The organism is Vogesella sp. XCS3, from assembly GCF_020616155.1.
Taxonomy (GTDB): domain Bacteria; phylum Pseudomonadota; class Gammaproteobacteria; order Burkholderiales; family Chromobacteriaceae; genus Vogesella.
On sequence record NZ_CP085530.1, the window covers coordinates 1,838,916 to 1,860,000 of the forward strand.

Annotated in this window: 19 protein-coding genes and 2 rRNA genes (1 of these 21 running past the window's edge); 12 read left to right on the top strand and 9 right to left on the bottom strand. The window is 60.0% G+C overall.

The window, feature by feature from the left end:
* The first annotated feature begins 21 nt into the window (after window positions 1-21).
* The 6 genes from argA to LCH97_RS08710 all read left to right on the top strand — a co-directional run bounded on the left by argA (window position 22) and on the right by LCH97_RS08710 (window position 6,421).
* Entirely contained in the window at window positions 22-1,335 is a 1,314-nt protein-coding gene (gene argA / locus LCH97_RS08685) for an amino-acid N-acetyltransferase (RefSeq protein ID WP_227305161.1), read from the top strand.
* Between the two features lie 98 nt (window positions 1,336-1,433).
* On the top strand, window positions 1,434-1,703 hold the full coding sequence (locus tag LCH97_RS08690) for an oxidative damage protection protein (RefSeq protein WP_144373648.1): 270 nt from the start codon (window positions 1,434-1,436) through the stop codon (window positions 1,701-1,703).
* Window positions 1,704-1,763: 60 nt separating this feature from the next.
* Window positions 1,764-3,821: a polyphosphate kinase 1 gene (ppk1, locus tag LCH97_RS08695; RefSeq protein ID WP_017506898.1), complete on the top strand. Its 2,058-nt coding sequence runs from the start codon at window positions 1,764-1,766 to the stop codon at window positions 3,819-3,821.
* A gap of 88 nt (window positions 3,822-3,909) precedes the next feature.
* On the top strand, window positions 3,910-4,401 hold the full coding sequence (locus LCH97_RS08700) for a DUF456 domain-containing protein (protein WP_227305163.1): 492 nt from the start codon (window positions 3,910-3,912) through the stop codon (window positions 4,399-4,401).
* Between the two features lie 137 nt (window positions 4,402-4,538).
* On the top strand, window positions 4,539-5,849 hold the full coding sequence (locus LCH97_RS08705) for a DUF2157 domain-containing protein (protein ID WP_227305164.1): 1,311 nt from the start codon (window positions 4,539-4,541) through the stop codon (window positions 5,847-5,849).
* Window positions 5,846-6,421, top strand: coding sequence for a GDYXXLXY domain-containing protein (locus tag LCH97_RS08710; protein ID WP_227305166.1), 576 nt, complete (start codon window positions 5,846-5,848; stop codon window positions 6,419-6,421). The genes LCH97_RS08705 and LCH97_RS08710 overlap by 4 nt, the downstream gene beginning before the upstream one ends.
* A 31-nt stretch (window positions 6,422-6,452) precedes the next feature.
* Here the strand turns inward: LCH97_RS08710 and LCH97_RS08715 are convergent, their stop codons facing one another.
* On the bottom strand, window positions 6,453-7,127 hold the full coding sequence (locus tag LCH97_RS08715; protein ID WP_227305170.1) for an RluA family pseudouridine synthase: 675 nt from the start codon (window positions 7,125-7,127) through the stop codon (window positions 6,453-6,455).
* Window positions 7,128-7,263: 136 nt separating this feature from the next.
* Here LCH97_RS08715 and LCH97_RS08720 point away from each other — a divergent pair, with 136 nt between their 5' ends.
* A complete protein-coding gene (locus LCH97_RS08720) occupies window positions 7,264-7,974 on the top strand; it encodes an alanyl-tRNA editing protein (RefSeq protein WP_227305173.1) in 711 nt (236 codons plus the stop codon).
* A gap of 33 nt (window positions 7,975-8,007) precedes the next feature.
* Here the strand turns inward: LCH97_RS08720 and LCH97_RS08725 are convergent, their stop codons facing one another.
* Together LCH97_RS08725 and LCH97_RS08730 are read right to left on the bottom strand one after the other, a co-directional pair.
* On the bottom strand, window positions 8,008-8,682 hold the full coding sequence (locus LCH97_RS08725; RefSeq protein ID WP_227305177.1) for a hypothetical protein: 675 nt from the start codon (window positions 8,680-8,682) through the stop codon (window positions 8,008-8,010).
* 73 nt (window positions 8,683-8,755) lie between these two features.
* Window positions 8,756-9,481: a metallophosphoesterase gene (locus LCH97_RS08730; RefSeq protein ID WP_227305181.1), complete on the bottom strand. Its 726-nt coding sequence runs from the start codon at window positions 9,479-9,481 to the stop codon at window positions 8,756-8,758.
* Window positions 9,482-9,575: 94 nt separating this feature from the next.
* Between LCH97_RS08730 and LCH97_RS08735 the strand changes: the two genes are divergently transcribed.
* Complete coding sequence (locus tag LCH97_RS08735) at window positions 9,576-10,328, top strand: hypothetical protein (protein WP_227305183.1); 753 nt, start codon at window positions 9,576-9,578, stop codon at window positions 10,326-10,328.
* Here LCH97_RS08735 and LCH97_RS08740 read toward each other — a convergent pair.
* The 4 genes from LCH97_RS08740 to LCH97_RS08755 form a co-directional block, all read right to left on the bottom strand.
* Window positions 10,325-11,533, bottom strand: a complete 1,209-nt coding sequence (locus LCH97_RS08740) for a 6-phosphofructokinase (protein WP_227305185.1) — start codon at window positions 11,531-11,533, stop codon at window positions 10,325-10,327. The genes LCH97_RS08735 and LCH97_RS08740 overlap by 4 nt on opposite strands.
* Window positions 11,534-11,682: 149 nt before the next feature.
* Window positions 11,683-13,650, bottom strand: a complete 1,968-nt coding sequence (gene parE / locus LCH97_RS08745) for a DNA topoisomerase IV subunit B (RefSeq protein ID WP_227305189.1) — start codon at window positions 13,648-13,650, stop codon at window positions 11,683-11,685.
* A gap of 7 nt (window positions 13,651-13,657) precedes the next feature.
* Entirely contained in the window at window positions 13,658-14,284 is a 627-nt protein-coding gene (locus LCH97_RS08750) for a DUF2238 domain-containing protein (RefSeq protein ID WP_227305192.1), read from the bottom strand.
* A gap of 3 nt (window positions 14,285-14,287) precedes the next feature.
* Window positions 14,288-14,827, bottom strand: coding sequence for an RNA pyrophosphohydrolase (locus LCH97_RS08755; RefSeq protein ID WP_227305195.1), 540 nt, complete (start codon window positions 14,825-14,827; stop codon window positions 14,288-14,290).
* A 183-nt stretch (window positions 14,828-15,010) separates the two neighbouring features.
* Here LCH97_RS08755 and LCH97_RS08760 point away from each other — a divergent pair, with 183 nt between their 5' ends.
* The 4 genes from LCH97_RS08760 to pssA all read left to right on the top strand — a co-directional run bounded on the left by LCH97_RS08760 (window position 15,011) and on the right by pssA (window position 19,181).
* Entirely contained in the window at window positions 15,011-15,181 is a 171-nt protein-coding gene (locus tag LCH97_RS08760) for a hypothetical protein (RefSeq protein ID WP_227305197.1), read from the top strand.
* A complete protein-coding gene (locus LCH97_RS08765) occupies window positions 15,153-16,439 on the top strand; it encodes a glutamine synthetase family protein (RefSeq protein WP_227305200.1) in 1,287 nt (428 codons plus the stop codon). The genes LCH97_RS08760 and LCH97_RS08765 overlap by 29 nt, the downstream gene beginning before the upstream one ends.
* A 131-nt stretch (window positions 16,440-16,570) precedes the next feature.
* Window positions 16,571-17,668 (top strand): polyamine ABC transporter substrate-binding protein, encoded by a 1,098-nt coding sequence (locus tag LCH97_RS08770; protein WP_227305203.1) that lies wholly within the window; start codon window positions 16,571-16,573, stop codon window positions 17,666-17,668.
* A 166-nt stretch (window positions 17,669-17,834) separates the two neighbouring features.
* Window positions 17,835-19,181, top strand: a complete 1,347-nt coding sequence (gene pssA / locus LCH97_RS08775) for a CDP-diacylglycerol--serine O-phosphatidyltransferase (protein ID WP_227305206.1) — start codon at window positions 17,835-17,837, stop codon at window positions 19,179-19,181.
* A gap of 141 nt (window positions 19,182-19,322) precedes the next feature.
* On the opposite strand, the gene rrf is transcribed toward pssA, so the two are convergent.
* Window positions 19,323-19,435, bottom strand: a 5S ribosomal RNA gene (gene rrf / locus LCH97_RS08780).
* Window positions 19,436-19,540: 105 nt separating this feature from the next.
* Window positions 19,541-21,085 (bottom strand): 23S ribosomal RNA (locus LCH97_RS08785) (it continues 1,346 nt past the right edge of the window).

Here is a 21,085-nt window from a genome sequence, read left to right on the forward strand (position 1 = left end):
CCTCTGCTGTTGGAGCTGTGCATGCTGCATCCCGATTTTGTGCTGGCGTTCCGTGAAGCCGCACCTTACATCAACAATTTTCGCGGCAAGACCTTTGTCATTGCCATCAATGGCGAATGCCTGGCACGCGGCAACCTGTACGGCCTGGCGCAAGACATCAACCTGCTGGTCAGCCTAGGGGTGCGCATTGTGCTGGTACACGGCGCCCGCCCGCAGATCGAAGAACAGTTACGGCTGCGCGGCACGCCGCCACAGTTTCACCATGGCCGCCGCGTGACCGATGCCCTCACCATGGAAGCCGTCAAATCGGCAGTGGGCGGCCTGCGCCACGACCTGGAGGCGTTCATGTCCATGGGCATGCCCAACTCGCCCATGCACGGTGCCTGCCTGCGCGTAGCCGGCGGCAACTTTGTCACCGCCCAGCCGCTGGGCGTGATCGACGGCGTAGACATGCAGTTCAGTGGCCGCGTGCGCAAGATCGACACCCTCGCCATCAACAAACGGCTGGACCTGGGCGAGCTGGTACTGATGTCGCTGATCGGCTACTCGCCCACCGGCGAAGCGTTCAACATGACCATGGAAGAAGTGGCCTGCCAGACGGCTATCGAGCTGAAAGCGGAAAAGCTGATTTTCATGGTGCAAAGCGATGGCCTGGTAGATGCCGACGGTATCCTGCACAGCGCCATTTCGGCAGAACAGGCCGAAACCATTTTCCAGCGCGGCATCGATAGCGACGAGGTGCGCGTGAGCCTGCCCTACGCCATCCGCGCCACGCGCGAGGGCGTGGTGCGCTCGCACCTGGTGAGCCACAACGAAGACGGCGCGCTGCTGGTCGAGCTGTTTACCGACTTTGGCACCGGCACCATGATCGCCCGTGACTCGCTGGTGAAAGTACGCGAAGCCAGCATCGAAGACGTGGGCGATATCCTGGCGCTGATCCGCCCGCTGCAGGAGCAGGGTATTCTGATCAAGCGCAGCCGCGAACACCTGGAAATGCAGATACGCCAGTACGCGGTGCTGGAACACGACGAGCGCATTTACGGCTGCGTGGCCATGCTGCCGTTCCACGAAGACGGCATGGCCGAGCTGGCGTGCCTGGCCATCAGCCAGGAGCGCCGCAACGCCGGTTTTGGCGACCGCCTGCTGAAATACGTCGAAGAACAAGCCCGGCTGTGCGGCCTGAAAAAGCTGTTCATCCTCACCACACAAACGGCACACTGGTTTGCCGAACGCGGCTTCCAGCCCGCTACCGTGGACGACCTGCCCTCGGTGCGGCGTGAGCTGTATAACCATAACCGCCGCTCGAAAGTGCTGATCAAGCCACTGGCGGCTTGATCTGGCGCAGCATCCACACTGCGCGCACGGTTGGTTACCCGTCATCTCTGTGACACAATTACTGGCTATTGTGTCTCAACTATTGCAAGGAATGCATCATGGCAAGAATGGTCAACTGCGTTAAGCTCGGTCGCGAAGCCGAAGGTATGGATTTCCCGCCCCTGCCCGGCGCGCTGGGTCAGCGTGTTTTCGCCGACGTTTCCAAAGAAGCCTGGCAAGGCTGGCTGCGTTACCAGACCATGCTGATCAACGAAAACCGCCTGAGCCTGGCCGATGCCCGCGCCCGCCAGTACCTGGCAGCGCAGCTCGAAGCCTACTTCTACGGCCAGGGTGCCGACCAGGTTGCCGGCTTCACCCCGCAGCAATAACAGGACAGCCCTCTTTCGAGGGCTTTTTTTGCCTCACCCTTTATCAAAGAAGCATTAATCATGTCCATGCCACACGACAATCTGCTAAACCGCGAGCTGGGTTTGCTCGAATTCAACCGTCGCGTCATGGCGCAGGCGGAAGAAGAATACCTGCCCATTCTGGAGCGGTTGAAGTACCTGTGCATCGTTTCGTCCAATATGGACGAGTTCTACGAAGTACGCGTGGCCTGGCTGAAAGATGCAGCACAAAACACCCCGGAACGCATCCTGGCCGACGGCAGCACCCCGGCCGAAGCGCTGGCCAAGGTGTCGGCGGCGGCACACGATCTGGTGCGCGAACAATACCGCCTGCTGCGAGAAGAAATCTTCCCCGCGCTGCGTGCCGACAACATCATTTTCTTGCGCCGTAACGAGTGGGACGCCGCGCAAAAAGCGTGGATCAGCGACTATTTCTTCCGCGAGCTGATGCCCATCCTCACTCCTATCGGCCTGGACCCGTCGCACCCCTTCCCGCGCCTGCTCAACAAGAGCCTGAACTTTATCGTGGAGCTGGAAGGTGCCGATGCCTTCGGCCGCGAATCCGGCATTGCCATCGTGCAAGCGCCACGCATCCTGCCGCGCGTTATCAAGCTGCCGGCAGAGTTGGCCGCAGACGGCGCCGATACCTTTGTATTCCTGTCGTCCATCCTGCACTCCCACGTGCAGGAGCTGTTCCCCGGCATGCTGGTGAAAGGCTGCTACCAGTTCCGTGTAACGCGTGACAGCGATTTGTCGGTAGACGATGACGACGTAAAAAACCTGCGTACCGCACTGCAGGGCGAGCTGCGCCAGCGTCAGTATGGCGATGCCGTGCGCCTGGAAATTGCCGACACCTGCCCGGCGCACATGGAAGAATTCCTGCTGAACACTTTTGCCCTGCAAAAGCACGACGTGTTCCGCGTGGACGGCCCGGTCAACCTGGTGCGCCTGATGCAGGTGCCCGACTTTGTCGACCGCCCGGAAACCAAGTTCGCCCCGTTCCAGGCCTCGCTGCCAGACATCCTGGAAAAGAAAACCCCGCTGTTTGACGCCATCCGCAAGGGCGACATGCTGCTGCACCACCCGTTCCAGACCTTCCAGCCGGTGATCGACCTGCTCACCCAGGCCGCCAGCGACCCGGCCGTGGTCGCCATCAAGATGACGGTATACCGTACCGGCACCGACTCGGTACTGATGGAGTCGCTGATTGCCGCCGCCCGCGCCGGCAAACAGGTGACCGTGGTGGTAGAGCTGATGGCACGCTTTGACGAAGAAGCCAATATCAGCTGGGCCACCCGCCTGGAAGACGCCGGTGCCCACGTGGTATACGGCGTGTTCGGCTACAAGATCCACGCCAAGATGCTGCTGGTGGTGCGCCGCGAAGAAGGCCAGCTGCGCCGCTACGTACACCTGGGTACCGGTAACTACCACCCGCGTACCGCCCGCCTGTACACCGACTTTGGCCTGATGACCTGCAACGAGGAAATCGCCACCGACGTGAACGACCTGTTCGTGCAGATTACCGGCCTGGGCCGCGCCGGCGAGCTCAAGCACCTGTACCAGTCGCCGTTTACCCTGCACAACATGATCACTACCGCGATCGACCGCGAAATCGAGCACGCCCAGGCCGGCAAACCGGCGCAGATCATTGCCAAAATGAATGCGCTGCTGGAGCCACAAGTGATCCGTGCGCTGTACCGCGCCAGCCAGGCCGGGGTGAAAATTACCCTGATCGTGCGGGGCGTGTGCGCGCTGCGCCCTGGCGTAGAGGGGCTGTCGGAGAACATTTCGGTGCGCTCCATTGTTGGCCGCTTCTTGGAACACACCCGCGTGTTCTATTTCTACAACGACAAGGCAGAGAACCTGTTCATTTCCAGCGCCGACTGGATGGGCCGCAACTTCTTCCGCCGTATCGAGACCTGCGTGCCGATTCTGGACACCAAGCTCAAGCGCCGCGTGATCCGCGAAGGCCTGAAGGTGTATCTGGAAGACAATACCAACGCCTGGGAAATGCAGCAGGATGGCAGCTACCGCCGCCGTGTGGCCCGCGGTAAAGGCCGCTGCGCGCAGGATATCCTGTTACAGGAATACACCGGTTAACCCCCGGCTCCAGGTTGGCCGCACACGGCGCCCCCGGAACTTCCGGCGGCGCCGTTTTACTTAGCAGGGTCACCTTCAAGGAGTAAACATGGCTTTTGACTGGAGCTGGGCCGGCTACGCGCTGGCCATCATCATGATGCTGGCCGGGCTGGCCGGCACGATCTACCCCGCCCTGCCAGGCCTGGCGCTACTGGGTGGCGGCATGCTGCTGGCGGCCTGGCTGGGCGACTTTGCCAGCGTGGGCAGCACGGCCTTGATCATTATCGGCGTGCTGGCCGTACTGGGCATGGTGATGGAGAACCTGGCCGGCTTTCTGGGGGCACAAAAGAGCGGGGCCAGCCGCCAGGCGCTGATCGGTGCCTTTATCGGCGGGCTGGTGGGTATGTTTCTGGGTTTGGTGGGCGCCATCATCGGGCCTATCGTCGGTGCCGTCATCGGTGAGCTGCAGGCACGGCGCTCGCTGCAGCAAGCGGGCAAAGTGGGCATCGCCACCTTCATCGGTTTTCTGGCAGGCACGGTCATCAAGATTGCCTGCGCTTTTGCCATGCTGGCTGTGTTTGTCGCCGCGCTGGTTTTCTGACGCCCCGCGACACAACAGGATTGGACAGCCGGATAGCCGCCGAGCACAATTGAACGTCATCAGCCTTCGCCCCTGACCTGGCACGCCCAGCGGCCAGCGGGTCATGGGGATTGGCCATCAGCAATGGGTAAAGCGCGATGAACGACAAAGCATTCGGCAAGCGGCTGGCAAAAGAATCCGAACGCTGGCAACAGGCAGGCTGGCTTAGCGCAGAGGGCCGGCAAGCCATTCTGGCAGACGTGGCCACACGGCAAAGCCGCCTCAGCTGGCCTGGCGGGCTGGCGCAGATGGGGGCACTGTTGCTGGGTATTGGCGTGCTCAGCTGGTTTGCCGCCAACTGGGACGCCATCAGCAAGCCGGGCAAACTGTTGCTGATTTTCCTGGCGCTGAGCAGCAGCCATGCAGCGTACGGCTTCAGCATGACCCGCGGGCTACAAAAACTGGCACAGGGCATGGCGGTGCTGTCGGTGCTGCTGTTCGGCGCCGCCATCATGCTGATAGGCCAGCTCTACCACATCGATGCGCACTTTCCGGATGGCATTGCCCTTTGGGCTGCCGGCGGGCTGCTGACTGCAGCCCTGCTACAGTCGCAGCCGGCCATGCTGATCTCGCTAGGGTTGGCCGCACTCTGGACCGGCTACGAGCAGTTCGAATACGCGCAGATGAACTGGCTACTGCCAGGCTACCTGCTGCTGGCCGCCCTTGTCGTGCAGCGCCAAGGTTGGGCGTTGGCCGCCCGTAGCTGTGCCGCGCTCCTGCTGCTATGGCTAACGGGCTGGCATGCCCAAGCTTGGCCGCTGCTGGATGATGCTCCGCAAGCTCACCTGCGCCTGTTTGCCCTGCAGCTACTGGCGCTGGCAGGTCTCTGGGCCATGACCCAAACCAGCCGGCAGCCCTGCATGCGTACCGGCGGCGGCACCTTGCTCGCCGGTGTGCTAAGCGGCACGTTTGCGTTGACGTTTCCCGATTTTGTCTCGGCATCCGGCGAACAGCCCGTGCTGGATCTTCTCTGGTTTGCAGGCCTGCTGGCCAGCGGCAGCCTGTACACGATGGGCCTGCTACTGCTGGCTCGCCGCCAGGTGCTGTCGCCACTACGGCGCTATAGCGGCCTGCTCTTGGTGGCAAGCTTTGCCGTGCTGGTCGCCTGCACGGTTCTATTCAGCTATAGCGGTAGCTGGCCTGCGCTGTTATGGAATGCCGTTTTCCTTGGCATGATGGGCTGGATGGCCGACGTCGGCATCCGCGAAGCCGACCGGGCCATCATCAACCAGGTTTTTGGTGCCCTGCTGTGCTGGCTGCTGGCGCGCTACGTGGATGCGTTCTGGACGCTGCTGGACCGTTCACTATTCTTCATGACCGGTGGCGTCCTGTTACTGGCAGCAGGCGGGTGGATGGAACGGCGCCGCCGCAGCCTGCTTGCGCGCATCCCTACGGAGGAGCAGCCATGAGACTGTGGCAAAAACTCGCCCTGCTCTGCACGCTGCAGCTACTGGCTCTGGCCGCCATGGTTGCCGACAAGCAGTGGACGCTGCAGACGGGTACTGCCGTACTACTGCCCACCTTGCCGGTGGACCCGCGCTCGCTGTTCATGGGCGATTACGCGCGGCTGAACTACGCTATCAACCGGCTGGCGCTGGACGGCGAACAAGCCCTGGGCGGTGACAAGGACTTTCAGCCGCACGACCGTGTCTGGGTGGCCATCCAGCCGCAGTCAGACGGGGTCAAAGCGCTATCCGTGCACCACCAGCGCAGCGCCATCCCCGCAGGGCAGCTGGTACTGGCGGGCGAGGTGCAGCATATCGATACCCGGCAGGCGCAAAATGGCGCCCCCCTGCGCACCCTGCAAGTGCGCTATGGCATAGAACAGTATTTTGTGCCGGAGGGTACTGGCCAACAGATAGAACGCCCACAGGGCGGCGAGACCGTGTCGGTTCTGGTTGCTATCGACCAGCGCGGCAAGGCGGGCATTCTGGCGCTGTTGCTGGATGGGCGCGAACGTTACCGCGCAACCCTGTTCTAGCCCCAGCCAGGCCGGATACACGCCAAACAGGCTAGAACGGTACCGGGCTGTGCCATTGCAGCAACTCGCCGCTAAGCGGGTGGTGCAACTGCAACTCGCAAGCGTGCAGACACAACCGTGGCATAGCCTGCTGCACCGCGGGTGGCGCATACAAGGTATCGCCCAGTATCGGGTGTCCCAGCGCCATCATGTGCACGCGCAGCTGGTGCGTGCGCCCGGTGTGCGGGGTAAGCGCTACCCGGCTTGCGTTGCGCACCGCATCGTAGGCCACGACCTGATAGCCGGTGTGCGACGGCTTGCCCGCCTGCAAATCCACCTTTTGCCTTGGCCGCTGCAGCCAGTCGGCCATCAGCGGCAGGTGGATATCGCCCTGCTCCGGCAATACCTGCCCTGCCACCAGTGCCTGATACGTTTTCTGCACATCACGCCCGGCAAAGCTGGCCGACAGCTGGCGCTGCATATCCAGCCCGCGCGCCATCAGCAACAAGCCGGAGGTAGCCATATCCAGCCGGTGTACCACCAGCGCGTCGGGAAAGCGCTGCTGCACGCGCAGGCTCAGGCAGTCTTGCCGTGCCTCGCCCCGCCCCGGTACCGACAGCAGACCTGCTGGCTTGTCTACCACCAGCAAATAGTCGTCCTGATAGAGCAAACGCAGGCCGGTGTCGGGCGGCGGGGTGTAGTCGTCCAGTGTGTGTACAGCGCTCATCTGCGGGCGGGGGCAAGGAATGAAGGTGCCGATTATCCGGCATTTCAAACGCCCCCGGCAAACTGGCCGCGCCCTATTGAAATGTATGACGGGCGGCCTCACGCTATACCGATAACCCGACAACAGAGAGCCCGCTATGCCAGAACGTTTCTACTTGGACCCTTACCAGACCAGCCTAGACACCACCGTAGTCAGCCATGACGAGCGGGGCATCGTGCTGGCCGATACGCTGTGCTACCCCCTGGGCGGTGGCCAGCCTGGCGATACCGGCACGCTTGTGCTGGCCGATGGTAGCCAACTACTCATCGCCGACACCCGCCGTGACAAAACCACCCGCGAGATACTGCACCAGCCCGCCCCGGGTAGTGTGCAGTTGGCCGCAGGCAGCACGGTGACACTGCAGCTGGACTGGGCCAGACGCTATCGCCACATGCGCATTCATAGCTGCCTGCACTTGCTGTCCTGTGTCGTGCGCGCAGGCGTAACCGGCGGCAACCTCAGCGCCGATAGCGGCCGGCTGGATTTCGACCTGCCAGAAGGCATGGAGCTGGACGCCTCGCATATCGAACGCGAACTCAACGCGCTGATTGCGGCCAACCATGCCGTATCAGTACAGATGACCAGCGGCGAAGCACTGCGTGCGCAGCCCGAGCTGATCAAGACCATGTCGGTGACACCCCCGCTAGACCTGCCGGAAATCCGCTTGATCGCCATAGCAGGCGTAGACTTGCAGCCGTGTGGCGGCACACACGTGCGCCATACCGGTGAAATCGGCGCCGTAGTCGTCAAGAAAATAGAAAGTAAAGGCGCGCGTAACAAACGCGTGGTGATTGCGCTGGCAAACTAGCCCCGACCCTGCGGCAGGCCGCCGATGGCCTGCCTAGAATCGTGGCAAAGGCACCTTGGCCCAGGCGCTGGCCAGCCGGGCAGTCATGGCGGCTGGCATCTGTGTGGTGCAAGCAAACCATGACACCAGCGGCCCCAGCTCGGCACCGGCTTCCAGCGTCCCCGGCACCAGCCGCGATAAAGCCGCACGCGTCGCAAACAGTACACGGATGCGCTGCGCCTGCAACATGGCCACCGCCTCCTGTAAAGATTCGCTACGCTGTGGCACCGCGATACCGCGCTGCTGCAGCACACTGGCTACCCCCTCGCCAAATACCATGCGCTTGGCTGGCGACACCTGTGCCAGCTCAGCCAGCGGCAGGGTATCCCCGGGGCGGGTAAACAGCATGGCCTGCGTTTGGCCCATGGCATAAACATACTGCATGCTGGCCGGGGGAGGCGTGTTGGCCGCGAGGGTTACTGCGGTGCAGGCGTCATCCTGCCGTTGCAGCGACTGCAGTATGCGCGGGCGGCTGGCCAAATAGAGATGTAAGGTAATACCGGCGTGGCTGGCCATATGCTGCAGCAGCTCCACGTACAAACCGGCAGGCTGGCCTGCACGCTCCTCATACAGGGCCGGGATCGGGGGCAGATAAAAACGCACGGTATCCGCCATGGCAGGCAGGCAAAGCAGCCATGGCAGGCAGGCGATATGGTAGCGATAAGACATGCTCACCCCGCACGGTAACTGGCGTACCAGTTCAGCATAGTTGGCCGCTAGGGTATCCGGGAAATTTATCGAACTATTCGTCTACACAAGCACTCTCGGTGCACGCCAGGGTGTGCACGCTCATGTCCTGCAGGCACAGCAGGGTAAGCTGGCGGCCGTATACGGCACCGGTGTCTACATACAACACATTATCGCGCTGCCGCGCCAGGCTAACCGGTGAATGGCCTACACACAGCAAATCCACGCCCGTAACGCGCGCGCGCGCCTGGCCGCGTATGCGCTCACGTGACCATGTCGCCTCGTGCAATACGGTCTGCCCATTGCTGCAAGCCACGCCCTCGCCCGACGCCAGACGAGCCTGGAACACCACCCAGTCGTCCTCCGGGCAATCTGCATGCACCAAACCCACCCGCCTGTTGCCCACTGGTAACTCGATCGCCAGCGGCATGGCGGCAAACACATTGCGGTAACGCTGCTGCTGCGCCGGGGGCAGCGCCATGAACCACTCGCCGCCATTGCGGGCGTAGCGTTCGCGCCAGGCGTCACTAGCGTCGTAATCGATGGCCATTTGTTCATGGTTACCGCGCACGGCAAACAGCCACATCTGCGCCAGCCAGTCCAGCACCTGCCACGACCGCGGGCCGCGGTCGATCAAATCGCCCACCGACAACAGGCGGTCGCGTTCCGGGTCAAAATCTACCTGCCCCAGCAACAAACCCAAGGTATCGAAACAGCCGTGCACATCCCCCACGACAAAGTCGCGGCCTAGGGTATTGGCAGGCAAGGTTCGAAATAGCATCAGAATGGCATAGCTTTTTTCAGGATTACCGGTTGACAGCGATAAAAGCACATCACAATAATTCCAATTACATAAATTCAGCAAGGGGAAATCTATGAATACCCTGCAAGGCATCATGTGCAGCCTGCTACTCGTCGCCCTTGCTGGCTGCGCCAGCATGCACAGCAATAAGCCGATCGTCACGCTCTCCCCAAATGGTAGTGACATTGTCTACAACGGTGAGTTGGATGCAAGCGCAATCGCACAAGTCCAGACTATTTACGCGCAAGCTACTGTTAAACCAACCCGCTTGGTGATCAATAGCCATGGCGGAAGCAGCAACCTAGGTATGGCGCTGGGGGATTTCATTCACGACAAACAGCTGGACATACGGGTAAATGGTGCGTGCATGTCCTCATGTGCCAACTATGTCTTTCCTGCCGCACGTAACAAGTATTTGGGCGAACGCGATGCCCTGCTATGGCACGGTGGGGCCCTGCAGCCCGACTGGGAGGCGCTTATCAAGGCAAAGTGGAAGCACAATCCTGCTCAGCAAGACCGTGCACGGGAAGATATCAGACAGTGGGTCATCAGTGAAAAAGCGTTCTTTGAGCGCATCGGTGTCAGCCAGCTAATAACCGTATGCGGCCAACAACCAGAATGGATCAAGGCCTACCCCCAGGCTCCGGGGTTTTATTACAGCCCGGAGGATATGCAACGCTTTGGCATTCATGATATCCAGTTTATTGCTAACCGCTGGGCACCAGAAGAAACCATCACCTACCCCAAGTTTTTCAAAGCCAGTTTTTGCAGTGCCCCACCCCCACCCACCGATGAAATCTTGTGCGGCTGCAAGTTTTCCGACTAGGACAAAACCAGCCGCGGCCAGGACAGCACCCGGTAATCCGGCAAACCATCGATATAGGGAATGGCGACCTCGCCCTGCAACAAGGGCTGCAAATAGCGGGTAAAAGCCGGTGTCATCGACAAGCCATCATCCGCAATGAAGTGCGACGGTACCGTGCGCTCCAGCCCGGCAACCTGCGCCAGCGGTACCGGCACCGCCTGCCAGCCATCATCCTGGCGCTGCAGACCAGCCATCACCCCGCCCTGCCCGGCCAGCGCCCAATGTACGCAGGCCGCACCGGCTTCGTACGCCAGGCGTGCATCAGTGGCCGACGCCAGGTGCATGGCGGCGCGCTGCTGGCAGTCCACCAGTGCCACGTGGGCGTGAACACCCAGCGCTTGCTGCAGGCGCTGCGCCAGCCAGGCGCCGGCACCGCCCAGCTGTTCGTGACCATACACGGCATCTGCGTGCATTTGCGCCACAAAACGACCATCGGCCTGCCGCAAGCCCTCGGCCACCGCAATGGCGCAATAACCATCCTGCTGCAGCCTGTGCTGCACTGCCTGCAGCACACGCGCTTCGTCAAACGCCACCTCGGGCAGTAACACCAGCGGGGCCGGCCCGCCCGCGCCTGCCGCCAGGCTGCAGGCTGCGGCCAACCACCCTACGTGCCGGCCCATGGTTTCCATGATGAACACACGGCCGCGCCCCATGCTGCGCATATCGTGCGTCACCTCGCGCAGGCTGCTGGCCAGATATTTGGCAGCGGAGGGAAAACCGGGACTGAAGTCGGTGCCCTCCAGGTCGTTATCGATGGTTTTGGGTACGCCCAGCGCCAGCAGCGGCAAGTCAAAACGCTGGGCCAGCTCGCCCAGTCGCAAGGCGGTTTCCATCGAACCGTTGCCGCCATTGAGCAACACGTAGCCAATATCGAACTGCTGCACGACCTGTGCCAGCCTTGCCCATTGCTCCGGTGCCTCGTCGTAGGCGGCCAGCACATGGCGGCTGGTGCCGAAACTGGCCCCCGGTAACCAGCCCAGGCGCCGGATGCTGTCGGCCGGCGCGTTGCTGCAGTCGTACAGTTCGCCTGCCAGCAAACCCGCCAGGCCGTTGGCTGCCGCACACACCGGCACACCCTGTGCACGGGCTGTTTCAATGACACCTTGCGCCGAGCCATTCAGCACGGCGGTAGGGCCGCCGGACTGCAGATAAAGTAAACGCGCCATGCTGGCCTCCTGTTTATGGATAAGACCATTGTAGTACCAGATGCAGCGACTACTTTGCCTTGGCGCAAACAGCACGGTGCCCATAAACAAGTTGGCCGCAACCCGGTAAGGGATGCGGCCAACTTGCTAGCGGCGTTCAAGCACCAAGGTCAGATATCGACTTCCGCTTCGTTACCTTTGGCTTCCATCCAGCTGCGGCGGCTGCTGGCCTCGCCCTTGCCCATCAGCATGATGAACATGTCGCGCGTGGCCGCCAGCGCCCCCGGGCGTACCTGTACGCGCGACAGGCGACGGGTATCCGGGTTCATGGTGGTGTCCTTCAGCTGCTCGGGGTTCATCTCGCCCAAACCCTTGAAGCGCGAGATGCTCCAGGCGCTTTCCTTGACGCCTTCACTACGCAGGCGGTCCAGAATGGCAGTCATTTCCCCTTCGTCCAGCGCGTACAGTTTGCGCGGCGGGCGGTTTTTGCCCTGGCCTGGCACGTCCACACGGAACAGTGGCGGTTGGGCAATGTAAATGTGGCCCTGCTCGATCAGCTTGGGGAAATGGCGGAAGAACAGCGTGAGCAGCAGCACCTGGATGTGCGAGCCGTCCACGTCGGCATCGGACAGAATGGCGATCTTGCCGTAACGCAGGCTGGACAGGTCTGGCGTATCGTCCACGCCGTGCGGATCTACGCCAATGGCCACCGAGATATCGTGGATTTCGGCATTGGAGAACAGCTGATCCTTATCGGTTTCCCAGCTGTTCAGCACCTTGCCGCGCAGCGGCAGGATGGCCTGGTATTCCTTGTCACGCGCCAGTTTGGCAGAACCACCGGCCGAGTCGCCCTCTACCAGAAACAGCTCGTTGCGCTCTATGTCTTCGCTTTCGCAATCGGTCAGTTTGCCCGGCAGCACGGCCACGCCGGAGCCTTTTTTCTTCTCGACCTTCTTCACCGACTTCAAACGACTTTGCGCCTGGCGGATAGCCAGCTCGGCAATACGCTTGCCGGCCTCTACGTGCTGGTTCAGCCACAGTTCCACCGGGTCGCGCGCCAGGCTGGAAATCAGCTTCAGCGCATCGCGGCTGGTGAGTTTGTCCTTGGTCTGGCCCTGGAATTGCGGGTCCAGCACACGGGCGGACAGCACGAAGCGCACGCGGCTCCACACGTCCTCGGCCATCAGCTTCACGCCACGCGGCAGCAGGTTGTGGTGATCGATAAAGCTTTTTACCGCCTCGAACACGCCGGCGCGCAAGCCGGCCTCGTGCGTACCACCGCTAGGGGTGGGAATCAGGTTGACGTAGCTTTCGCCGCTGGCGCCGTCTTCAAACCACGCCATGGCCCACTGCACGCCTTCGCCACGGGCGAACTGCTCGTGGTCGTCACCGATATAGGCCTCGCCGGAAAACAGCGGCGCAACCGGCTCGTCGTCACCGCACAGCTCGGATAGATAGCTTTTCAGGCCTTCCGGGTACTGCCACACCTTCACCTCGTCGCCACTGGGGCGCTCGATAGTCAGGGTCACGGCCACGCCGGGCAACAGCACCGCCTTGGCACGCAGCAGGCGCTCCAGCTCCGGCATGGAGTAGCGCGGGCTTTCAAAATACTTGCCGTCCGGCCACACGCGCACGCGGGTACCGCTGGTACGCGGGCCGCAGTCGCCGATACGCGCCAAGGGCTCGATGACGTCGCCACCGGCAAACACCAGCTTGTGCACACCGCCTTCGCGTTTGACTTCTACTTCCAGCCGGGTGGACAGCGCGTTGGTCACCGACACGCCTACGCCGTGCAGGCCACCGGAAAACGCGTAGGCACCGCCGTCTTTCTTGTTGAACTTGCCACCGGCGTGCAGGCGGGTGAACACCAGCTCCACCACCGGTACGCCTTCCTGCGGGTGCAGGCCCACCGGAATGCCACGGCCGTCGTCCTCTACCGTTAGCGAGCCGTCCAGGTGCACGGTGACTGCGATCTTGCGGGCAAAGCCACCCAGCGCCTCGTCGGCGGCGTTATCGATGACTTCCTGGCAGATATGGGTCGGGTCGGTGGTGCGGGTGTACATGCCTGGCCGCTCTTTTACCGGCTCCAGCCCCTTGAGTACCCGTACCGAGGATTCGTCGTAATGTTGTTGTGTCATGTGTCTGTCAGTGTGGTGCACGGCGCAGCAGCGCCGCGAGTTGTTGATTGTGGCGCGCGGCCAGAAGCAGCTGCGCCAGAATGGCACCGCAGAGCGCCAGGAACATATCCCACTGGGTATCCCACGGGTCGCCCTGCGTGGCCAGAAAGGCGTCGGCACCAGCCCCTAGCGCCAGCGCGGCCCACCATTCGATCAATTCGTAAAATGCCGAGAAAGCCAGGCAGAAACAGGTGGCCAGAAACGCCAGCCAGCGCCCCTGCAGGCGGGTAGCGCGGTGAATCACCTCGCGCGCCAATATGGCCGGAAAGAAACCCTGTGCCAGGTGGCCGATGCGGTCGTAATGGTTGCGGCTAAAGTCAAACGCCTCTTGCAGCCAGAAGCCCAGCGGGGTGAGCGCGTAGGTGTAATGTGCGCCCACGAGCAAAATCACCGCGTGCAATGCCATGGCCCATGCGGCCAACCTGGTCCACGGGTAGCGGCCCCAATACAGCCACGCCAATGGCAGGCCGACTAGGGCCGGGATGGCTTCCATCCACCAGGTCGTGATGTCCGCAGGCTGCCAGGCAGACCAGGCAGCAACAACGGCCACGCCTGCAAAAGCAGAGCGTGGCCGTGGCAAATGGTGTGTCGTCAAGCCTTAGCCCTCGTCTGGCTGCCCGGTTGTACCCTGCGCAATACGCGCCAGATAGTCACCACGGCTCTCGATCCCTTTCAGGAAACGGGTCAGCTCGGTGAGCGCCCGCTCGTAGACGTCTTTCTTGAATTCGATCACCGCATCAACCGGCGCCCAGTAGTCATTCCAGCGCCAGCCGTCAAACTCAGGGTGATTGGTTGCACGAAGGCATACATCACAATCCCGGCCTACCAGCTTCAGCAAGAACCAGATCTGCTTTTGCCCGCGATAACTACCGCGCCACTCGCGACGTACCCAGTTGGTAGGCACATCGTAGCGCAGCCAGTCGCGGGTGCGACCCAGGATCTTGACGTGTTGCGGCAGCAAGCCCACTTCTTCCAGCAGCTCGCGATACATCGCGGCTTCAGGGCTTTCGCCAGGTTTGATGCCTCCTTGCGGAAACTGCCACGAGTGCTCGCGCACCCGCTTGCCCCAGAACACCTCATGCTTGCCATTGATGAGGATGATTCCGACATTGGGGCGGTATCCGTCCCGGTCCAGCATGGAAAAACCTGCAATATCGTTAGTTGGCTCGATTTTTGCACATTTCGGCCGCGCACGCCACGCGCTACCGTGGCTGGCACGTCACATGAGCGCCGCAATCACCCATCGTTCGTTAAATATAATTGACGAATAGCCGCAATATGGAATAAAAAAATAGACATTCAATCTTTGCAAGGCTGCGACATGCGTCACACCCTTACCTTGTGCACCCTGCGCATTCCTTGCAATGTGTCCCTGGGGGTCTTCGAGCAACCGCTCAGCGCTGCCGGCAACGCTGCCGCCACACCTGCACGCGACTCTGCCAACCCCTTACGGACACCTCATCATGACTACCCTGCTGCACTGGCTGCGTGAGCACGCCATTACCCACATCGAATGCCTCATCCCGGACCTGAATGCCCAAGCACGCGGCAAGCTGGTACCTGTTACGCATTACCCGGCAGAAGGCGAACTGCGCTTTCCCCAAGTCAGCCTGATACAAAGCTGGATGGGCGACCCGCAACAGCAGCTGGTTCCCGATAACGACCCCGACCTGCGCTTGCTACCCGACCTGGCCACACTCAGCGTCAAACCGGGGCCTGGCCGCCGCATCGCCCAGCTTATCCACGATTGTTACAGCGATAGCGGCCAGCTACTGGAAACGGCACCGCGCAGCGTACTGAAGCGTGTGCTGGCACGCTTTGACGCGCTGGGCTTCACTCCAGTCGTGGCACCCGAAATCGAGTTTTACCTGCTGGATGCACAAGGCCAGCAACGCGAAGCAATCGGGCCCGCCTACGCTGTAGACCACAGCGCCCGGCACGAGCCTTTTTTTGCCGAGCTGGAACAAGCCTGCCACCTGCAAGGCATTGCCACCGATACGCTACTGCACGAAGTAGGCAACGGCCAATACGAACTCAACCTGCAACACGGCCCGGCGCTGGCCCTGGCAGACCAGGTATTCCTGCTTAAACGCACCCTGCGCCAGCTGGCCAGCCGGCACGGCCTGCAGGCCTGCTTCATGGCCAAGCCCTTCCCCGGCCAACCGGGCAGTGCCATGCATATTCACCAAAGCCTGCTGGATAGCCCGGGCAATAATGCTTTCTCGCAGGCGGATGGTAGCGAACACCCACGCTTTCATCACTACATCGGCGGCCTGCAACGCTATTTGCCGCAAGCCATGCTGCTATTTGCGGCCAACCCTAATGCCTACCGCCGCCTCTGCGCCCATAGTGCTGCGCCAATCAATGTAGAGTGGGGTTACGACAACCGCAGCTGCGGCCTGCGCGTACCGGTTTGCCACCCGCAGGCCCGGCGTGTAGAAAACCGCCTGCCCGGCATTGATGCCAACCCCTACCTGGCACTGGCAGCCACACTGGCCTGCGGCTTGCTTGGTATGGAGCAAGGCTGCAAAGCAAGCCCCCCCCGCTCGGACAGCGCCTATCAGCAAGCGGCGACCTTGCCTGACTCGCAACAAACCGCCATGCAGGCGTTTGCACAAGCCCATGCGCTGCATGATGTTCTGGGGCCGGATTTCGCCCGCACCTTTCTGGCGCTAAAACAGGTAGAACAGCAACATTTCCAGCAGCAAGTCACCGCGTGGGAATGGCAATATTTAGCTCACCAAGCCTGAAAACCACGCGCTACAATGCAGCTGTTCCAAGGGAGTAGTTGAGCATTTTCCCGCACCGGTTTCTAATTAACACAGCGGCGATAACCAGGCCGTAATGATGAAATAAGCAGACTAACTGCAAGGAGAACCTGATGAAGAAATCGACCCTGACCCTGGCTATCAGCCTGGCCTTGACCGCCGCCTCTGGCAGCGCCTTCGCCGCCGGCAAAGAGCTGAACGTGTACAACTGGTCAGACTACATTGCAGAATCCACGGTACCGAACTTCCAGAAAGCTACTGGCATCAAGGTTCGTTACGATGTCTACGATAGCAACGAGATCCTGCAAGCCAAGATGCTGACCGGCAAATCCGGCTACGACCTGGTTCACCCGTCCAATACCTTCCTGGCCAAGCAAATCCAGGCCGGCCTGTACCAGCCGGTCAACAAGGCCAAAATCCCGAACTACAAAGACCTGGACCCGGAGCTGATGAAGCTCATGACCCAGTTCGACCCGGGTAACCAGTTTGCTATCCCTTATTTCTGGGGCATGAATACAATTGGTATCAACACCGACAAGGCAAACAAAGCACTAGGTGGCAAGCTGCCAGCTAACGAGTGGGACCTGCTGTTCAAAGTCGAGAACGTGTCCAAGCTGAAAAGCTGCGGTGTCAGCATGCTGGACTCTGCGGCAGAAGTCTTCCCGGTAGTGCTGCACTACATGGGCAAAAACCCGGCCAGCACCAACGAAGCCGACTACAAAGCAGCGGCAGCCCTACTGAAACCACTGCGCCCGCACATTACCCGATTCTCCTCCTCGGGCTACATTAACGAGCTCTCCGGTGGCTCGCTATGTCTGGTACTGGGGTACGGCGGTGACCTGAATATCGCCAAAACCCGCGCTGAGGAAGCCAAAAACGGCGTCAAAGTACAGCCGCTGGTACCCAAAACAGGCGTAGGTATCTGGATCGACAGTATGGTGATCCCGAAAGACGCCAAAAACGTCGATAACGCCCTCACCTACATCAACTACGTGCTGGATCCAAAAGTCTCGGCAGCCAATGCCAATACCGTTACCTATGCACCGGGCAGCCTGGCCGCTCGCCAGTTCATCGACAAGAAGCACTTGGCCAATCCGTCTATTTTCCCGAGCAAAGACATCGTGGCCAAGAGCTTCGTGATGCCAACCATGGATGCCAAAATCCAGCGCCTGACCACACGTCTATGGCAGGAGTTCAAAACCGGTAAATAAGCGTAATCCACGCATCAGCCACAGCCCCTGCGCTCACGCCCAGGGGCTTTTAATTACCTTTAAAGAACAGCCCTGCAATAGTGCAGGCCTGCGTGTAAAACCAATCCACTTTTACGGCACTGATGGTAGGATGCGTTAATCGCATTAATACGCACACACACGCCTCATGCTGTTTTTTTCGCCAACCGATCCGCTGCGATCCCTGCCTGGCATTACCCTGCGTCCGGATGCCGTGACCATCCTGCACAGCGCCACCGATTATCGCGAACAGTTACTCGGCATGATTCGCCAGGCACGCCACCGCATTTACCTCTGCGCGCTATACCTGCAAGAAGACGAAGGTGGCAAACTCATTCTCGATGCCCTCTATGCGGCGGCTGCGGCCAACCCTGAGCTCGATATAAAAGTATTTGTCGATGCACACAGGGCTCGCCGTGGCCTTATTGGCCATGGCAAACAAGAAGGCAATGCCGGCTGGTACCGTCGGCGCGCCCAGGCACAGCCACAAGACAACCTCTCCATCTACGGCGTACCCGTACAGACACGCGAGCTTTTTGGTGTGATGCACCTCAAGGGTTACGTCATCGACGACACCGTGCTGTATAGCGGTGCCAGCCTGAACAATGTCTACCTGCACGTGGGAGACAAATACCGCTTTGACCGCTACCACCTGATCAACAGCGCACCATTAGCCGACGTACTGTCAGGCTATATGCTCGACACCCTTGCGGCCAACCCGGCAGTCATCTGTCTGGACCAGCCCATTACCCAAGACAAAGCCAGCCAGAACCGTGCAACTCGGCAGCTGCGCAAAACCCTGGCACAAACCCGCTATACAGTCGTGCCAGATAGGCATTGCCAAAGCGGGCTACAAGTATTTCCCGTCTGCGGTGTCGGCAAAGGCAACCCGTTCAACAAGCTGCTGGAAAACCTGCTGTATAGCGCACGGCAGCAAATCAGCATCTGTACGCCCTATTTCAACCTGCCTCGCCCGCTGCTCAAAGCCATAGACAAAGCCCTGGCACGGCAGGTCAAAGTAGAAATCATTGTTGGTGACAAAACCGCCAATGACTTTTACATCCCGCCCAGTGAGCCTTTCAAGGTCATTGGCGGCCTGCCCTACCTGTATGAAATGAACCTGCGCCGCTTTGCCAAACAATATCAGCGCGCCATTCAGGCCGGGCTACTTACCATTCGGCTTTGGCAGCACAACGACAACAGCTTTCACCTGAAAGGCCTGTGGATAGACCAGCATTTGCAGCTGATCACCGGTAATAACCTGAACCCACGCGCCTTCCGTCTGGATCTGGAAAATGGCCTGCTGCTGCACGACCCACAAGGACAGCTGGCCGCCATCACCGCACAAGAGCTCGACAACATCCGTCAACACACCCGGATCGTCAGCCATTACCAGCAACTGGAAAAGTTACAACACTATCCGGAAAAGGTAAGGAAACTACTCAGCAGGCTAAACCGCTTCCGACTAGACAAACTGTTTCACCGGCTACTCTAAGGCCCATGCATAAAGCCCGCTTTTGCGGGCTTTATGTTGGGCGGGCAGGCTGCGGCCAAGGTTGGCCGCGGGGTGCATGCGGTGTTTTCGCGGCACCAAAGCAAAAGCCCAGCTCGTATGAGCTGGGCTTGCGTATGGGGCGTCTGGCGGTGTCCTACTTTCACACAGGAATCTGCACTATCATCGGCGCTGAGGCGTTTCACGGTCCTGTTCGGAATGGGAAGGCGTGGGACCACCTCGCTATGGCCACCAGACATAAACTGTCACAAACTTAAAGAAGCCAGGCTGGAAACCTTCCAGCCGGTAGAATTTTCTTGTATCAACCAGCGCTTCATCATCAACAAAGCAACTCAAATGATAGGATCAAGCCTCACGAGCAATTAGTATCGGTTAGCTTAACGCCTCACAGCGCTTCCACACCCGACCTATCAACGTCCTGGTCTCGAACGACTCTTCAGGGAGGTCAAGCCTCCAGGGAAGTCTCATCTTCAGGCAAGTTTCCCGCTTAGATGCTTTCAGCGGTTATCTCTTCCGAACTTAGCTACCCGGCGATGCGACTGGCGTCACAACCGGTACACCAGAGGTTCGTCCACTCCGGTCCTCTCGTACTAGGAGCAGCCCCCGTCAAACTTCCAACGCCCACTGCAGATAGGGACCAAACTGTCTCACGACGTTTTGAACCCAGCTCACGTACCACTTTAAATGGCGAACAGCCATACCCTTGGGACCGGCTACAGCCCCAGGATGTGATGAGCCGACATCGAGGTGCCAAACTCCGCCGTCGATGTGAACTCTTGGGCGGAATCAGCCTGTTATCCCCGGAGTACCTTTTATCCGTTGAGCGATGGCCCTTCCATTCAGAACCACCGGATCACTATGTCCTGCTTTCGCACCTGCTCGACTTGTCGGTCTCGCAGTTAAGCTACCTTTTGCCATTGCACTATCAGCACGATTTCCGACCGTACCTAGGTAACCTTCGAACTCCTCCGTTACACTTTGGGAGGAGACCGCCCCAGTCAAACTGCCTACCATGCACTGTCCCCGATCCGGATCACGGACCAAGGTTAGAACCTCAAACACACCAGGGTGGTATTTCAAGGACGGCTCCACTGAAACTAGCGTTCCAGCTTCATAGCCTCCCACCTATCCTACACAAGTCTGTTCAAAGTCCAATGCAAAGCTACAGTAAAGGTTCACGGGGTCTTTCCGTCTAGCAGCGGGTAGATTGCATCTTCACAAACATTTCAACTTCGCTGAGTCTCAGGAGGAGACAGTGTGGCCATCGTTACGCCATTCGTGCGGGTCGGAACTTACCCGACAAGGAATTTCGCTACCTTAGGACCGTTATAGTTACGGCCGCCGTTTACTGGGACTTCAATCAAGAGCTTGCACCCCATCATTTAATCTTCCAGCACCGGGCAGGCGTCACTCCGTATACGTCCACTTTCGTGTTGGCACAGAGCTGTGTTTTTGTTAAACAGTCGCAGCCACCTATTCTCTGCGACCTCTACTAGCTTCGGACGCGAAGTCCTACACCAACAGAGGCACACCTTCTCCCGAAGTTACGGTGTCAATTTGCCGAGTTCCTTCTCCTGAGTTCTCTCAAGCGCCTTAGAATTCTCATCCTGCCCACCTGTGTCGGTTTGCGGTACGGTTCTTATGCAGCTGAAGCTTAGTGGCTTTTCCTGGAAGCGTGGTATCAGTTACTTCAGGTCCGTAGACCCTCGTCATCACCTCTCGGCCTTAAGGTGCAGCGGATTTGCCTACCGCACCAGCCTACCGGCTTAAACGACCTATTCCAACAGGCCGCTAACCTAACCTTCTCCGTCCCCACATCGCACTGCATAAAAGTACGGGAATATTAACCCGTTTCCCATCGACTACGCTTTTCAGCCTCGCCTTAG

Coding starts and splice junctions, on each gene's coding strand:
- LCH97_RS08690 (WP_144373648.1), top strand. CDS start 1,434: ATGGCAAGAATGGTCAACTGCGTTAAGCTCGGTCGCGAAGCCGAAGGT.
- LCH97_RS08725 (WP_227305177.1), bottom strand. CDS start 8,682: ATGTCTTATCGCTACCATATCGCCTGCCTGCCATGGCTGCTTTGCCTG.
- LCH97_RS08700 (WP_227305163.1), top strand. CDS start 3,910: ATGGCTTTTGACTGGAGCTGGGCCGGCTACGCGCTGGCCATCATCATG.
- LCH97_RS08735 (WP_227305183.1), top strand. CDS start 9,576: ATGAATACCCTGCAAGGCATCATGTGCAGCCTGCTACTCGTCGCCCTT.
- LCH97_RS08755 (WP_227305195.1), bottom strand. CDS start 14,827: ATGCTGGACCGGGACGGATACCGCCCCAATGTCGGAATCATCCTCATC.
- LCH97_RS08720 (WP_227305173.1), top strand. CDS start 7,264: ATGCCAGAACGTTTCTACTTGGACCCTTACCAGACCAGCCTAGACACC.
- pssA (WP_227305206.1), top strand. CDS start 17,835: ATGCTGTTTTTTTCGCCAACCGATCCGCTGCGATCCCTGCCTGGCATT.
- LCH97_RS08705 (WP_227305164.1), top strand. CDS start 4,539: ATGAACGACAAAGCATTCGGCAAGCGGCTGGCAAAAGAATCCGAACGC.
- parE (WP_227305189.1), bottom strand. CDS start 13,650: ATGACACAACAACATTACGACGAATCCTCGGTACGGGTACTCAAGGGG.
- LCH97_RS08760 (WP_227305197.1), top strand. CDS start 15,011: ATGCGTCACACCCTTACCTTGTGCACCCTGCGCATTCCTTGCAATGTG.
- argA (WP_227305161.1), top strand. CDS start 22: ATGCTGCATCCCGATTTTGTGCTGGCGTTCCGTGAAGCCGCACCTTAC.
- ppk1 (WP_017506898.1), top strand. CDS start 1,764: ATGTCCATGCCACACGACAATCTGCTAAACCGCGAGCTGGGTTTGCTC.
- LCH97_RS08715 (WP_227305170.1), bottom strand. CDS start 7,127: ATGAGCGCTGTACACACACTGGACGACTACACCCCGCCGCCCGACACC.
- LCH97_RS08770 (WP_227305203.1), top strand. CDS start 16,571: ATGAAGAAATCGACCCTGACCCTGGCTATCAGCCTGGCCTTGACCGCC.
- LCH97_RS08740 (WP_227305185.1), bottom strand. CDS start 11,533: ATGGCGCGTTTACTTTATCTGCAGTCCGGCGGCCCTACCGCCGTGCTG.
- LCH97_RS08730 (WP_227305181.1), bottom strand. CDS start 9,481: ATGCTATTTCGAACCTTGCCTGCCAATACCCTAGGCCGCGACTTTGTC.
- LCH97_RS08765 (WP_227305200.1), top strand. CDS start 15,153: ATGACTACCCTGCTGCACTGGCTGCGTGAGCACGCCATTACCCACATC.
- LCH97_RS08710 (WP_227305166.1), top strand. CDS start 5,846: ATGAGACTGTGGCAAAAACTCGCCCTGCTCTGCACGCTGCAGCTACTG.